Here is a 14968-nt window from a genome sequence, read left to right on the forward strand (position 1 = left end):
CTCGTAGCGATACTGCCTCAAATGCGAACCGGACACAGCTCCGGCCCGCTCCATGCCGGCACGGTCGGTGTCGGCGCTTGCGTTGCGGCGAGGGAGAACGAACGCGGCGCCACCCCGCCAAAAAACGGACGTGGGGGCGCCTTCGCGACGAGGCGTTTTGCTAGTCACTACAGTCTCCTTGCCGGTCCGGATCGGCGCCCGGACACTATTTCTGGATAGATTTGGAAACGATTCCAATTCCTGCAGAAAATATATTCCGATTAACTTTTTTTGTCAACGCCAAAGCGCAAACGTGCGCCCGATGACGCGCGTCAAACGGATCGCGGCGGCGCGCCGTATGCTGGCGACAGCGAGATCAAGTTGACAAGAACAGCAATGAGGAGGGGGCGATGTCGGATTTCCACAGGTATTTCAAGGAGAACATGGAGGCGTTGGGCCTGCCCGCGCCGGACAGCCTGTTCGGCAATGTGCAAAGCGCCGTGACGACTGTCACCGTGCTACTCGCCAGCATCGACAAGTTCGGCCAGCGGATCACCATCGCCGAGCTGATCGGCGCCGGCACGCGGCTGGAAAAGCTGGGGATGATCGGCACGTTGTCGGCCGCCTTTTATGTCGGCGCGTGTATCGGCAGCCTGGCGGTGGCGACGGGGCGTACGCTGTCCGGAGGCGCCAGCGTGGCGGACGTGTTGTGGTATGCGCGGGTGCATCACCTGCATCGGCCGTGGCTGGCGGCGGAGTTGTACCGCGCGCCGGGCATTTACCGGCCGAAGGTGGCCGGCAGGTCGGCGCACAAACACGCAGCGATGCAGCGATGAGCGCGAAGATGAAAGACGACCTGCTGCTGATCCTGACGGCGCTGGTGTGCGCCGGCGGCGCGTGGGCGTTCTGGCATTACCTGGGCGCGCAAGCGCTGGGAGCGCTCTCGACGATCGCGCTGATCGCGCTGGCGGCCGACAACTACCGCCTGCGCCGCCGCCTGCGCCAAACTCCGGGGTCAGGTCCACCAATTCTACACGGGCGGAACCGTCGGGGCGACACGTAGGGCGGATTAGGCGGAACGCCGTAATCGGCCATTACGTGAGCCGTCGAAACGCGTGCATGGCGGATTACGCTTCGCTAATCCGCCCTACGTGGTTCAGAATTTATCAGCCGTGAGCGCGATTTTTCATCGGCCGTGATCAGCGCATCAGTCGATCGTGATCGCCAGGTCCCGCCCCTTGACGGCGGCGTTGCCCGCGTAATCCTCGGCTGTGATGCGCAGCGTGTAATTGCCTGCACCGAGCTTGCCGACCTGCCACGCGCCCGGCGTGAGCTTGCCATGCATCAGCCGATTGTTGATCGCATAGGCAAAGCGCGTCTCGGCGTTGCCGTGCACCGTGATGCCGCTGCCCTCCATGTACGCGTACTTGACCGCCTCGCGGTTGCGCGGAATCCTGTCGTACAGCTGCGTGATGACCGGCTGCTCCATGCCGGGAATAACCTCGCCGTCCGCGTTGAGCAATTGGTAGCCCAGCTTGAACAGCCCCAGCCGTCGGCGCGCCTGCACGCCGTTCATCTGATCGAACGCGTCCACCACGATCTGCACATCACCCAGGCTGCGCCGCACCAGCACCCGCCCCTCGACCACCTCCTTGAGCTGCTTGCCGGCGGCGTCGCGCAACGTAATGCCCTGGATCTTGGGCGCGATGGTGTCCTCCAGATCGATAAACGGCAGGCTCAACGGATTGAGCGCGTCGCCGTTCGGCTTGTAGTCCAGATGCACGTGCGCCATGCGGTTGACCGTGCCCAGCGTCTCGCCAACGGCGAACCGCGTGCCGCGCTTGACGCGCACCGCATCGGGCACGCCCTTGTCGTCCTTCACCACCTGGAAGCGCGGATCGACGGCCTTGTCGCGGCCGTCGCGCCCCACGCGCATATGGATGTAATGCAAGCCGTTGAGCGCCATGCCCTCCGACAGCTCGCCGTAGCCCCACGTGGCGCGCGGATCGGTGACCTTGCCGGCGGCGACCGCCAGCACCGGCGTGCCGATGGCCGCCTGCACGTCCAGCCCGGCGTGGAAATGGTGGCGGCTCTCGCCTTTGAAGTCGCCGCGCACCTCGCCCATCAGCCCGACCACCTCGTGCGCCCTGTCCTGCGGCTTGACCGGCCACAGCATGGTCGCGCCGTGGGCCGGCACGGGCGCCGCCGGCTCGTCCGGGGCCGTCGAGCCCGCCACCGCCGGCGCCACGTGGTGCAGGCGATACGTGGCGCCATCGGTCACGAACAGCGAGCCATCCCTGGCCACCGCGATGCCGCGCGGCGCGTACAGGCGCACGCCGCCGTCGGAACCGTAGCCCGGCTCGGCGCCATGGTCGGCGTCGGGCAGCGGCAGCACCTCGCCGGCCGGCGTGATCTGCGCCAGGCGGCCATGCGAGTTGCTGGCCAGGTAGAGATAGCCGTCGGCCGTCAGCGCCAAGGCGACAGGCGAGCGCAGCAGCGATGCCTGGTCGTCGTCCTCGGCCTCGGCGATGGTGCTGACGACGCCGTCCTTGCCGAGCTTGCGGATCGCGTGGTTGCCGGTGTCGGCGATGTAGAGGTCGCCGTTGGCGGCCAGCGCCAGCCCGGTGGGCGCGGAGAACTGCGCCTGCGCCGCCGCGCCGTCGGCCTTGCCGGCGCGGCGTCCGCCGGCGATGGTGGTGACGTCGCCGCCGGGCGCGATCCGGCGGATGCTGTCGTTGTAGGTATCGCTCACGTACACGACGCCGGCCGCGTCGACCGCCACGCCGATCGGGCCGTTGAAGCGCGCCGCCGCGCCCCGGCCATCGGCGGCGCCGGCCAGGCCGTCGCCGGCCAAGGTCGACACCGTGCCGTCGGGCGCGATCTTGCGGATGGCGTTGTTGCCGGTGTCGGCCACGTACAGGTTGCCGGCGGCGTCGATCGCCAGGCCGGACGGGGTGTTGAACGACGCCGCCGTGCCGGGCCCCTCGGCGTAGCCCTCGACCGCCCCGGCCAGCGTGGTGCTGACGCCGTCCACGCCGATCTTGCGGATGTTGTTGTTATCGCCGCCATCGGCGACGTACAGATTGCCGGCCTTGTCGAGCACGACGCCGAACGGGTCGGCGAAACGGGTGCGGCGTGCGGCGCCGTTGCCCATGCCCGGCAAGCCGTCGCCGGCGACGGTGCTGACGCGCGCGCTCCACTGCCGCTGCGTGCCCTGCGCAACGGCGGTGGCGGCGGCGCCGCCCTTGTCCGCCGACGGCTTGACCATCAGATAGGCAACGCCACCGCCGACGGCCGCGCCGCCCAGCGCCAGCGCCGCAAGAATTAATTTGAATTGAGTTGGAGACACGACACCACGCTTGAGGTTGACTGACTAGACATCATATTATTGCAATTGAGCATCTTTTGATAGCATCTTTATTTCTTGCGCAGACGCCTGAGCGCCAACGGCAACACATTAAACAGCGACACCAGCGCCCGCATCTGCCACGGGAACACATAGCGCTCGTCGCGCCTGGCGATGGCGGCGGCCATGCGCCGCACCGCCTCGTCCTCCGGCATCAGGAACGGTTTGCCGCCGGCGTCACCCCCGTTCAACTCGCGCAGGCGGGCCGTGTCGACGTAGCCCGGCACGATCACCGTCACGGCGATCGAAAACGGCGCCAGCGCCTTGCGGTAGGCGTCGCAGATGGCGATGGCGGCGCGCTTGCTGGCGCTGTAGACGGAGCCGCCCGGATAGTCCCGCTGCAAGCCGGCGATCGAGGCCACCGCGACCAGATGCCCCTGCCCGCGCGCGATCATCGCCTCGGCGGCGGCGCTGAAGGCATGCTCCAATCCGCCCACATTGACGCGCAACACCGGCAACGTGGCCGCCGGATCGCGCGCGATCGCCGCCGCGTCGGTGTAATGGCCCGCGCTGACGATCAGCAGATCCAGTCCGCCGGCGGCGAAATCGCCGATCACCGCCGCCACCCCGGCGCGGTCGGCGATATCGCAGGCGTGCGCGGTGACGCGGCCATCCCGCATCAGCGGCAGGCCGGCGACCTTGTCCGGATGGCGTCCGCAGATGGCCACGCGCGCGCCCTGCTGCGCATAATGCCGCGCCAACCCGAGGCCGATGCCGCTGGTGCCGCCGATGATCATCACCCGCCGGACCGTCATCGCCGCGCCTCGTTAAGCCGGGTGCTGTTGCGCATCGCCGGCCGGCGGCCCTGCGCCGCCAGCGCGTACGCCTCTTGCGCGCGCTGATAGCCGTAGTGCCACAGCGCGTCGACATCGGCCACGTAGCGCTCGTAGCTGGCCGGCGCCACCAGCCTGACGCGGTTGCGCCGCCAATCGACGCGCTTGCGCACGCCGCGGCCTTTCAAGGCGCGCCGGACGTCGGAGGTATCCACCCACACATCCACCGGCTGCGCGTGCACGTGGCGCAGCCGCCGGTTGCCGTCGAAACCGAAGACGGAACGCAAGGCCGGTATGGCCAGCAGCTCGTCGTAGGCTTCTTTCATTTCCATGGTGACGTGCCGCGCCAGGCCGCGCGCCAGCTCCACCGGGAACAGGTCGATCACCCCGCCGGTGTAGTCGGCGCCGCGCGCCGTCTGGCAGCGGAAGTACACCATGTCGGCGATGGAAATGCGGGCGGCATCGGCCACCGGCATCGCGGTGTCGACCAGCAGATCGGGCGTGACGGCGTCGCTCCAGCCGTCCGCGCCGATCGCCGACGGCAGCCCGGCCGCCAGCGCGGCGGTGCGCTCGTCGCAAAACAAGGTCACGCTGTAGATCGCACGCCCGCCACGCGGCCGCCCCGTTTCGTCCGGCCCGAACAGCAGCTTGCCGCCGATGATGGCCAGCGCCGGGCCATGCCCGGCGCCCCCCTCGGGCAGCGGCAACCGCTCGGGCAGCTCAAACAGATAGTCGTTGAAGAGGTCCGGCAGATAAGCGGCGCGGCCGCCGCCCAGGCGCCGCCGCGCCACGTTGAACAGCGCGCTGGCGGGCGTGGCGCGCTCGCTGGAGCGCAGGTCGCCGAGGAACTCATACATCCGCCGCGAGCCGAGCCAGGCCTTGCGCGCCGCCGTGTCGGGCAAGCCGGCGATGATGGCGCCGGCGACGGCGCCGCCGCACGTGGCCAGCAGCAGATCGGGCGCGCGGCCGGCGTCGACGGCCGCCGCGTGCATGCCAAGGTAATAGCCGAAGCGGAAACCGCCGCCGGCCAGCACCATGCAGCGTTCATATTTGGGGTATCGCTCAGCTCGCGTCATGCGTGACATAATGCATCAATTACATAGTTATTAACAAGGACACTTCAGCAATGTATCGCCAGCCCGCCCCCGGCACGTGCGCGCGCGATCAGCCGTCAGGCGCCGGAACGGCCGCGCGCGACGGCGTGGCGGCCGGCGATCGCTGGATGCGCTTGGCGCTCAACGCGGCGCTGTTCGGCATCTGCTATCCGGCAACCAACTACCTCGGCCACTTGCGGGCGCAGCAATCCGACGGCGGCGCCGTGGCCATGGCTTGGGAAGCGGCCGTGCCCTTCGTGCCGTGGATGGTGGTGCCGTACATGACCTCGGGCCTGTTGTTCGCGCTCAGTTTCCTGCTGGTGCGCGGACGCGGCGAACTGTCCGCGCTGGGCCGGCGCGTGGCCTTCGCCACCATCGTCGCCTGCCTGGTCTTCGCCGCCTTTCCGCTGCGCTTCGCGCTGACCCGGCCGACGGTGGACGCCGCCCTGCCCGCCTGGCTGTTCGCGCAATTGTCGCTGGTGGACCGGCCCTACAACCAGCTGCCGTCGCTGCATGTGGCCTATTGCGTGATTTTCTGGCCGGCCCTGCGCACGGTCGCGCGCGCGGCGTGGCAACGCGCGGCGCTGGCCGGCTGGCTGCTGCTGGTGGCCGTCAGCACGGTATTCACCTACCAGCACCACGCGCTCGATGTCGCCGCCGGAGCGCTGCTCGGCGCGCTCGCGATCCGCTTGCTGCCGGTGCCGTCCGCCGACGACACCCGCAAGCCCGTCAGCCTTTGCTACGCCGTACTCGCGGGCTTGGCGCTGCTGGCCTGGTTCGCGCTCGGCGGCGCATGGTGGCTTTACCTGTGCGCCAGCCTGCTGCTGGTGGCGCACGCCTATCGCAGCCGCTCGGCCGGCTTCCTGCGCAAACGCGGCGGCGGCCATCCTTTCTGGATCTGGCTGCTGTACGCGCCGTATCTGGCCGGCTACCGGCTGACGTGGCAACTGGTGCGGCTGCGCGAACGCGGCCGCCCGCCCTTCATCCACCACGGCGGCCGATTGTGGGTGGGCCGCCGCCTGACCGACGCCGAGGCCGCGCGCTTGCCGGCCGGGTGCGTCGTCATCGATCTGGCCAACGAGTTGAGCGAAACGCCGGCGCTGCGCGCGCACGACTACCGCCACTTCCCGCTGCTGGACCTGGACACGCCCACCCCGCAGTCGGCCCGCCCCATCGTCGAGGCCATCGCCGCCTGCGCGCGCGAAGGCCGTCCCGTCTACCTGCACTGCGCCATGGGCTACCGGCGCAGCCGCGAAATCGCCCAACTTTATCAGGAGTACAGCCAGCAATGAGTTTTTCGATCTACCAGTTGAAACCACAATTCCAGCGCTTGCTGCAACCGCTGATGCGCGCGCTGGTGCGCCTGCGCGTCTCGCCCAACCAGATCACCGTGGCGACGATGCTGCTGTCGGTCGTCTACGGCGCGGCGCTGGCCTGGCAGCCGCGCTGTGCCGGGCTGTGGATCGGCCTGGCCGCCTTCCTGCTGCTGCGCATGGCGCTCAACGCCATCGACGGCATGCTGGCCAACGCCACCGGACAAAAGACCCGCCTCGGCACGCTGCTCAACGAGATTTGCGACCAGGTGTCCGACGCCGCGCTCTACCTGCCGTTCATGCTGGCGGCCGGCGTGGCGCCGGCGCTGGTGCTGCTGGCGGTGGTGGGCGGACTGCTGGCCGAGTTCGCGGGCGTGCTGGCGCTGAGCGTGGGCGCGGCGCGCCGTTTCGACGGTCCGATGGGCAAGAGCGACCGCGCCTTCTGGTTCGGCCTGCTCGGGCTGCTGATCGGCTTCGACGCCGCCGCGCCGCTGCTGCACGGCGTGGCGGCGCTGGTGGCCGTGCTGTCGGCGTGGACGGTCGTCAACCGGCTGCGGCAGGCGCTGCGGGCTTGCGCGCCAGCGACACCGTGAAGATCCCCTCCAGCCCGATGCTGGTGGCGACCTTGCGGTAGCCGGCGCCGGCCACCAGCGCGTCCATCTCGGCCTGCGGACGCGGGCGCATCAGCCACGGCGTGCCGCGATGGCTGGTCAAGGTCAGCGCGATCATGTCCAGTTGCGGATGCCACGGCTGGCCGGTGTAGATCAAATAACCGCCGTCGCGCAGCACGCCGGCGATGCCTTGCAGGGACGCGGCCACCGGCGCGTTGTCGCTGAATAGCTCGTACAGGCCGGAGACCACCGCGATGTCGTACAGCCCCTCGGCGGCGCGGTAGCTGTCCGGGCTGAAAGCGTCGCGCAGCTGGTAGTCGACCTTGGCGTTCAGTTGCAGCTGCCCGGCCAGCGCGCGCGCCTGGTCGAGGTTGTGCTGGGTGAAGTCGCGCAACGTGACCTCGATGTTTTTGTCCTGGAAGCGCTTCACGGTCTCCAGCACGTAGCGGCCGGAGCCGGCGGCGACGTCGAGGATGCGCAGCGGCGCGTCGCCCTGGTGGGCGGCGATGCGCTGCTCGAGCAGCTGTTGCAACTGGCGTTTGCGCTGGCGGATGCCACGCCAGCCGACGGCGTCGAGGTAGCCCCGGTCCATGATCTTGCCGAACACGAAACGGCCGCCCTCCTGGTTGCGGTAGACGTAGTCGAGCGAGGCGCCCGAATCGAAACCGTGCCGCAGGCCGATCTTCATGCCGTCGCTGACCGGTCCCATCATCCCGAGCATCACGCGCTGCAGGCCGAACCACGCCTTGGTCAGCGCGCCGCAGCTTTCGCCGGCCTGGAGCGCGGCATAGCGGCGTGCGCTGTGGCTGTCACGGTCGGCAGCCAGGTAGTGCGACGCGGCGGTCGGCGCGCGCGCGTAGCAGTCCTCGACGAAGCGCCGGCTTTCATCCAGCGCCACCGACGTGTCCTGCTCGTAGAACAGCGCGTGGAAGGCGTCGGGCAGGCGCACGTAGCGCTTCAGCGGCGAACTCAACCGCTCGTAGAAGCGTTGCTGCGGGCCCTCCTTCACGACGAAATCCTTGCCGGCGGCCAGCATCAGCACCGGCGTATCGATGGCGGCGGCGTCCTCGACGATGCGTTTGGCCGTGTCCGCCAAGCCCAGCAGCACGCGGGCCGAGATCGCCTTGGCGATCAGCGGATCGGCGGCGTAGGCGGCCGCTTCCTGCGGCGAATGGGTCAGCATGCCCGGCCGGATGTAGCTGGTGACGAACAGTTCCGGCTTGAAGCGGCGCGCGAAACGCAGCGCCGGCTTGGCCAGCGGCACGTACAGTTTGATCTCGAACGCGGCCGCCGCCATGATGACGCCGCGCACGCGCGGGGCGTAATCGTGCAGCCAGGTCGCCGCGATCACCGCGCCGACGCTGTTGGCCACGACCAAGATGTTCTCGATGTCGATGCCGTGGGTGGCGACGATGTGGCGGATGAAGGCGTCGAAGTCGGCGACCAGCGTGTCGAAGCCGGGGGCGTCGCCGCGCTCGCCGGGCGAATGGCCGTGGCCGCGCGCGTCCCAGGCGAACGCCCAGTCCCCCGTGAAGCCGAACTGCTCGACCAGCGGCCAGACGCGGCCGGAATGCTCGTGGCCGCGGTGCAGGAACACCAGCGCCCGGCGCGGGCTGTCGTGGCGCGGGGCGGCCGGTTGCCATGTCCGGTAAAACAGCCGGGTGCCGTCATCGCAAGCGAAACCGGACTCGCTCGCGTTCCATGCCAATGAACGTTCAGCTTTCATGGGTGACTTTCGTTGAGGTGGGTGATCAGGAAGTACAACAGGGGCGCGGTGACCACCAGGCTGTCCACGCGGTCGAGGATGCCGCCGTGGCCCGGTATCAGCTGGGAAAAATCCTTCACGCCATACGCGCGCTTGGCGGCCGAAAACATCATGTCGCCGCAAAAACCGCCGACCGCCAGCAGCACGGCGTACAGCGCCAGGTGGCGCGCGTCGGCCAATTGCAGGTAGCGTCCCAGCGCCAGCGACAGCACAAGGGTGACGGCCACGCCGCCGGCCAGCCCCTGCCATGTCTTGTTCGGGCTGATGCCGGGTGCGATGCGGTGCCGGCCGAAGACCGTGCCACTGATAAATTGGGCGACGTCGTTGAGCGCCGTCAGCGCGTACAGGTAAAACAGCCACGACAGGCGTTGGCGGGCATCCAGCGGCAAGGTATCGTAGTGGATCAGGAAACCGCAGCTGTAGCACAAGGTCAGCCACAACAGCCAGGCCAGCATGTGGGGCGCGCGGTGGCGCCAATACAGCAGCGCCTGGATCGCCAGCGCCAACGGCATCAGCACGTCGAAGGCGCGGGGCCGCAAATAGGTCGCCATGATGACGGCGGCCAGCACGATGGCCGCCAGCGCGCCGAAGCGCGGTCCGCCGAACGGCATCAGCTCGCGCAGGGCCAGCACGCCGATGGTCAGCACCAGCAGCACGGTGCCGACCGGATGCAGCAGCAGGCTCAGCGTCAGCACGGGAAAGATCAACCACCAGGAATTGACCTGCAACCGCAGCTGGCTTTGCGGTCTGGCGCGCAGGGTCCAACCGACACTGAGCGAGGCCATACCCAGCAGCAGGTACAGCATCGCCAGCGAGATCAGCATCTCCGTGCCGAGCGAGGCCAATATAAATTGCATAATTACCTCAGTTAATGAGTTTGCAATTATATGCCTAAAAAAAAGCCCGCTACGAGAGCGGGCTAAATCTATTTCCTTGGAGGAGAATAGAGGAGACAGAAGAATGATGCCTGAGGGTCCTATATATATCCAATTTATCTTCAGAATGGTGGATATTCACCAAAGGCATAACATGTATCCATACAGCAATAATCAGACAGCTACCGCTCCACGTAGGGCGGATTAGGCGGCACGCCGTAATCCGCCAAAGCGCCGCCAGCGGCCCACAAGGATCAGCCCGTGTAGAAATGGTGGACCTGACCCCGGAGTTACTTCAGGTCCGCCGCGTACGGCAGCACGCGCGATGCCATGCGCGTGTCGGTCTTGAGCAAGCTGACCTCGTCCGACAGGATGTGCACCGCTTCGTTCAGCAGCACGTCCTTGGCCGCCTTGGCCGCTTTTTCCGCTTCCAGCTCGGCCGCCAGCGAGCGCTCGGCGCCCTGCAGGCCGTCGTCGCTGCGCAGCGCGCCCTTGACCGCCGCCACCTTCGGCACCGTCGCCGCCTTGCCGCTGGCCGGCTTGGCCGAGATCGCCTTGTTCAGCGCGTCCCGCGGGTCCGGCACCAGGATCGGGTCGTCCGCGCCCGGCGTGTTGGCCAGCAGGCGCGCCTCGCGCAGCTTGGCGCGCGCTTCCTGCTGCTCGCGCTCCTTGCGGCGCACCGTTTCGTTCAGCGAAATCGAGTTCTCCTTGCGCTGCTTCTTGACCAGCGCGATGTCCTCGGCCAGGTACTGGAAGTCCTTGTCCTTGGCCACGCGCGCGTCATGCTTTTTGTCGAGCATCGGCACGATTTCCTTGAGCTCGCCGGCCGGGATGTAGATCGCCGGCTTGATCGAGGTCCATGGCAAGGCGTTGTCGTAGCTCGACTCGCCGAAGCTGTCGGAATCGGACATCGTCGGCAGCTTGATGTCCGGCGTGACCCCGCGCAGCTGCGTGGTGCCGCCGTTGATGCGGAAGAATTGCGCCACCGTGAACTTCAACTCGCCGAACTTGATCTTTTCGCTCTGCGAGAAGCGGTCCAGGCCGAACAGCGTCTGCACCGTGCCCTTGCCGAAGCTGGGCTCGCCGATGATGATGCCGCGGCCGTAGTCCTGGATCGCCGCCGCGAAGATCTCCGACGCCGAGGCCGAGCCACGGTTGATCAGCACGCCCATCGGGCCGTCCCACGCCATGCCGGCGTTGGTGTCGTTTTCCACCTCGATCTTGTTGTCGGCGCTGCGCTGCTGCACCACCGGCCCCTTGTCGATAAACAGGCCGGTGAGCTCGACCGCCTCGTTGAGCGAGCCGCCGCCGTTGTTGCGCAGGTCGATCAGCACGTTGTCGACCTTTTCCTTCTTCAGCTCGCCCAGCAGGCGGGCCACGTCGCGCGTGGCGCTCTTGAAGTCCTTGTCGCCCTTGCGGCGCGCGTCGAAGTCCTGGTAGAACGTCGGCAGCGAGATCACGCCGACGCGGCGCTTGGCGTTGCCGTCCTTGACCTCGTAGATGGTCTTCTTGGCCGACTGCTCTTCCATGCTGATCTTCTGGCGCACCAGCGACACGAACGCGTGCTTGCCGTCCGGGCCGGCGTCGGCCGGGATGATCTCGAGCTTGACGGTCGAATCCTTGGGACCGCGGATCAGCGCGACGACGTCGTCCAGGCGCCAGCCGAGCACCTCGGTCAGCGGCGCCTTGTCGTCCTTGCCGACGGCGACGATCTTGTCGCCCACCTTGATCTTGCCCGACAGGCCGGCCGGGCTGCCCGGCACCACTTCGCGCACCACCGTGTAGTCGTCGCGGCTTTGCAGCACGCAGCCGATGCCCTCGAGCGACAGGCGCATGGCGATGTCGAAGTTCTCGGCCGCGCGCGGGCCCAGGTAGTTGGTGTGCGGCTCGATCGACATCGCGTAGGCGTTCATGAAGATCTGGAACACGTCCTCGTTGGTCGGCTTGCGCGACGGGATCAGGTAGTTCTCATAGCGCTTGTCGAGCGTCTCGCGGATGCTCTTGTCGTCCTTGCCGGCCAGCTTGAGGCGCAGCCATTCGTTCTTGACGCGCTTGCGCCACAGGTCCTTGACCTCGGCGTCGCTCTTGGTCCACTCGGCCTTTTCGCGGTCGTACTGGTAGCTCTCGTCGGAGTTGAACTCGAACTTGCTGGTCTTGACCAGCTCGCGCGCGTAGGCGATGCGCTCGCCCAGGCGCTGCTGGTACAGGTTGAAGATGGCGAACGGCACGCTGAGGTTTTCGCCGTTGATGGCGTCGTCGAGGCGGGTGCGCACGATCGCGTACTGGTCGATGTCGGCCTGGGTGAAGAACAGTTTTTCCGAATCGAGCGACTTGAAGTAACGGTCGAAGATCTTTTCGGACATGGCGTCGTCCAGCGGCACGGCCTTGTAATGTAACCTGCCCAGCACGCGCGAGGCCCAGACGGCCGCCTGGGCCTGGCCCACCTGGGGCTTGAGTGGGGTCTCTGCCGCTTTTTCCGGCGCGGCTGCGCCGGCCTGGACTGACAGGGCCGCTAACACGGCCACCAACAGCATTTGCTTCTTCATCGGCTTAACTCCGGAACGTAATAATCTATTTATCGGTGACGCAATTCGGTAATGCGGTCGCGCGGGTGCTGCAAAACGCACGATTTTATTCTACAGGATAGCAGCCGCGGCGCGGCATCGTGACATCCGAGTTTCCCCGCCCAAGCTTAAGAGTAACTGAAAATCGATTTCCACCCGACAATAACCACGGGGCGCGCTGCCGCGCCGGCGTTGCGTGCATTGCAAATATTCTATTTAAGTCATTGTTTTGCAAAAGGAAAAATCTGGCGGAACGCAAATTTATATTGCTTTGCAGCAAAATTCTGCTATCATTCTGTCCAGCACATTTTGTTTATCGGCGCGCCCTGTTTTCCCCGGCGCCGCCCGCACGCCTCCAACTGGTGAGGCGCTTTAGTTCGACGCCGTCTCACGCAGGCGCTCCTCCGGAGCATGCCCGCTTCCGGGCGCCTATATAACACAGCAAGACTTTTTCTCTAGAGATCCATGAGCACATTTACTATGAATACCCGCAACTGGGGTGTGGGCACCAAGATTACCGTTTTCACTTTCGCGCTGATCAGCGTGATCCTGGCTGTCCTGTTAAGCCTGATTAACATGAGCACCTCGGCCATGCTCAAGGACCGCGCCAAGTCCAACGTCGCCAACTCCCTCAACGGCATCAGCAACACCGTCGAAGTGTTCAACAACGCCATGACCAACGAAGCGTCCAGCTTCGCCCGCCTGTTCGCCGCCGGCTTTGGCGAGGGCAAGTTCTCGCTCGACCCGGCCACCAAGGTCGACATCGGCGGCAAGGCCACGCCATCGCTGCTGCACAACGGCAAGACGCTGAACATGGACTTCGCCATCCCCGACAAGTTCACCGCCGAAACGGGCGTCATCGCCACCATCTTCGCCGCCGACGGCGAGGAATTCGTGCGCGTGAGCACCTCGCTGAAAAAGGAAAATGGCGAACGGGCCGTCGGCACCCAGCTCGACCACGCCCACCTGAGCTACGCCCCCCTGCGCGCCGGCAACAGCTACATCGGCCTGGCCACCTTGTTCGGCAAGCAGTACATCACCCAGTACGACCCGATCAAGGACGCCGGCGGCAAGGTCATCGGCGTGCTGTTCATCGGCCTCGACATCTCCAAGAACATGACCATGCTCAAGGAAAAAATCAAGGCCATCACCATCGGCCAGACCGGTTACATCTACGTGCTGAACGCCGCGCCGGGCAAGGCCCAGGGCACGATGCTGATCCACCGCACGCGCGAGGGCGAGAACCTGTTCGAGCGCAAGACCCCCGACGGCCGCCTGTTCATCCAGGACATGCTGGCCGCCAAACAAGGCAGCATGACGTACGACTGGCCCGACGCCGACGGCAAGGAGCTGCGCGAAAAAATGGTGGAATTCAAGACCTTCAAGGATTGGAACTGGCTCATCGTCGGCGGCACCTACACCGAGGAGATCACCCACGAGGCGGCGGCGCTGCGCAACCGTTACGCCGCGCTGGGCCTGGCCGCGCTGCTGGTGTTCGCCGGCGTGCTGTTCCTGCTGGTGCGCTCGGTGGTGTCGCGTCCGCTGGCGCGCGCCGAGCAGGCCGCCACCCGCATCGCCCAGGGCGACCTGGACGTGCACCTGGAGATCGACAACAAGGACGAGATCGGCCTGGTGCTGCGCGCGTTGAACGGCATCAGCAGCAACCTGTCGACCGTGGTGGGCCAGGTGCGCACCGGCGCCGAACAGATCACCTCCGCCTCGGGCGAGATCGCCAGTGGCAACCTGGACCTGTCGTCGCGCACCGAGGAACAGGCCTCGAGCCTGGAAGAGACGGCGGCGTCGATGGAGCAGCTCAGCAGCGCCGTCAAGCAGAACGCCGACAACGCCGCCCAGGCCAACCAGATGGCGCTGGCCGCCTCGGGCATCGCCGCCAAGGGCGGCGAGGTGGTCGCGCAGGTGGTCGACACCATGGGTTCGATCAACCAGTCGTCGCGCAAGATCGTCGACATCATCTCGGTGATTGACGGCATCGCCTTCCAGACCAACATCCTGGCGCTGAACGCGGCCGTCGAAGCGGCGCGCGCCGGCGAACAGGGACGTGGCTTCGCGGTCGTGGCGTCGGAAGTGCGCAGCCTGGCGCAGCGCTCGGCCACCGCCGCCAAGGAAATCAAGGCGCTGATCGACGACTCCGTCAGCAAGGTCGACGTCGGCAGCCGCCAGGTCGAGCAGGCCGGCACGACGATGCAGGAAGTGGTCGACAGCGTGCGCCGCGTGACCGACATCATGGCCGAGATCAGCAGCGCCAGCGAAGAGCAGCGCGCCGGCATCGGCCAGGTGCACGAAGCGATCGCCCAGATGGACCAGGTCACGCAGCAGAACGCCGCGCTGGTCGAGGAAGCGGCCGCCGCCGCCCACGCGCTGCAGGACCAGGCGCACGAGCTCGAGCAGGTGGTGCGCATTTTCAATCTGGGCAGCGGCCACGGCGCGCCCGCCCTGGGCCACGACAAGCGCGAATACCTGGCGCTGAACTAACGCCGCCGCGTCGAAACGACTTTTTTTGCAGGCGTACCCGACAATAACGCCGCTAACGCAAGCGTCGATCGGAATCACGTAGGGCGGATTAGCGC

At 66.8% G+C, this 14968-nt stretch carries 11 protein-coding genes; 5 read left to right on the forward strand and 6 right to left on the reverse strand.

Annotated features, from left to right (window positions below; translation table 11 throughout):
* The first annotated feature begins 389 nt into the window (after positions 1-389).
* Both JOD97_RS12485 and JOD97_RS12490 read left to right on the forward strand, forming a co-directional pair.
* Complete coding sequence (locus JOD97_RS12485) at positions 390-815, forward strand: hypothetical protein (RefSeq protein WP_209717823.1); 426 nt, start codon at positions 390-392, stop codon at positions 813-815.
* 8 nt (positions 816-823) lie between these two features.
* The gene (locus JOD97_RS12490) at positions 824-1042 is read left to right on the forward strand and encodes a hypothetical protein (RefSeq protein WP_209717826.1); all 219 of its coding nucleotides are present in this window, start codon (positions 824-826) and stop codon (positions 1040-1042) included.
* A gap of 144 nt (positions 1043-1186) precedes the next feature.
* Here JOD97_RS12490 and JOD97_RS12495 read toward each other — a convergent pair whose 3' ends face one another.
* From JOD97_RS12495 to JOD97_RS12505, 3 genes are all read right to left on the reverse strand, one after another.
* Positions 1187-3328, reverse strand: a complete 2142-nt coding sequence (locus tag JOD97_RS12495) for a gluconolaconase (protein WP_373999844.1) — start codon at positions 3326-3328, stop codon at positions 1187-1189.
* Positions 3329-3396: 68 nt separating this feature from the next.
* A complete protein-coding gene (locus JOD97_RS12500; protein ID WP_209717831.1) occupies positions 3397-4140 on the reverse strand; it encodes an SDR family oxidoreductase in 744 nt (247 codons plus the stop codon).
* Positions 4137-5195, reverse strand: a complete 1059-nt coding sequence (locus JOD97_RS12505; RefSeq protein WP_229264420.1) for a patatin-like phospholipase family protein — start codon at positions 5193-5195, stop codon at positions 4137-4139. Before JOD97_RS12505 ends, JOD97_RS12500 begins: the two co-directional genes overlap by 4 nt.
* Before the next feature lie 89 nt (positions 5196-5284).
* Here JOD97_RS12505 and JOD97_RS12510 point away from each other — a divergent pair, with 89 nt between their 5' ends.
* Together JOD97_RS12510 and JOD97_RS12515 are read left to right on the forward strand one after the other, a co-directional pair.
* Complete coding sequence (locus tag JOD97_RS12510) at positions 5285-6544, forward strand: phosphatase PAP2 family protein (RefSeq protein ID WP_209717836.1); 1260 nt, start codon at positions 5285-5287, stop codon at positions 6542-6544.
* The gene (locus JOD97_RS12515) at positions 6541-7158 is read left to right on the forward strand and encodes a CDP-alcohol phosphatidyltransferase family protein (protein ID WP_209717840.1); all 618 of its coding nucleotides are present in this window, start codon (positions 6541-6543) and stop codon (positions 7156-7158) included. The genes JOD97_RS12510 and JOD97_RS12515 overlap by 4 nt, the downstream gene beginning before the upstream one ends.
* Here the strand turns inward: JOD97_RS12515 and JOD97_RS12520 are convergent.
* From JOD97_RS12520 to JOD97_RS12530, 3 genes are all read right to left on the reverse strand, one after another.
* The gene (locus JOD97_RS12520; protein ID WP_209717844.1) at positions 7109-8902 is read right to left on the reverse strand and encodes a bifunctional alpha/beta hydrolase/class I SAM-dependent methyltransferase; all 1794 of its coding nucleotides are present in this window, start codon (positions 8900-8902) and stop codon (positions 7109-7111) included. The genes JOD97_RS12515 and JOD97_RS12520 overlap by 50 nt on opposite strands.
* Complete coding sequence (locus JOD97_RS12525; protein WP_209717847.1) at positions 8899-9798, reverse strand: phosphatidate cytidylyltransferase; 900 nt, start codon at positions 9796-9798, stop codon at positions 8899-8901. Before JOD97_RS12525 ends, JOD97_RS12520 begins: the two co-directional genes overlap by 4 nt.
* Before the next feature lie 308 nt (positions 9799-10106).
* Positions 10107-12362, reverse strand: coding sequence for a carboxy terminal-processing peptidase (locus JOD97_RS12530; protein WP_209717850.1), 2256 nt, complete (start codon positions 12360-12362; stop codon positions 10107-10109).
* Between the two features lie 483 nt (positions 12363-12845).
* On the opposite strand from JOD97_RS12530, the gene JOD97_RS12535 reads away from it, so the two are divergent.
* Positions 12846-14873: a methyl-accepting chemotaxis protein gene (locus tag JOD97_RS12535; RefSeq protein WP_209717853.1), complete on the forward strand. Its 2028-nt coding sequence runs from the start codon at positions 12846-12848 to the stop codon at positions 14871-14873.
* The last annotated feature ends 95 nt before the right edge of the window (positions 14874-14968 follow it).

The organism is Duganella sp. 1411 (assembly GCF_017833525.1).
Classification (GTDB): domain Bacteria; phylum Pseudomonadota; class Gammaproteobacteria; order Burkholderiales; family Burkholderiaceae_D; genus Rugamonas.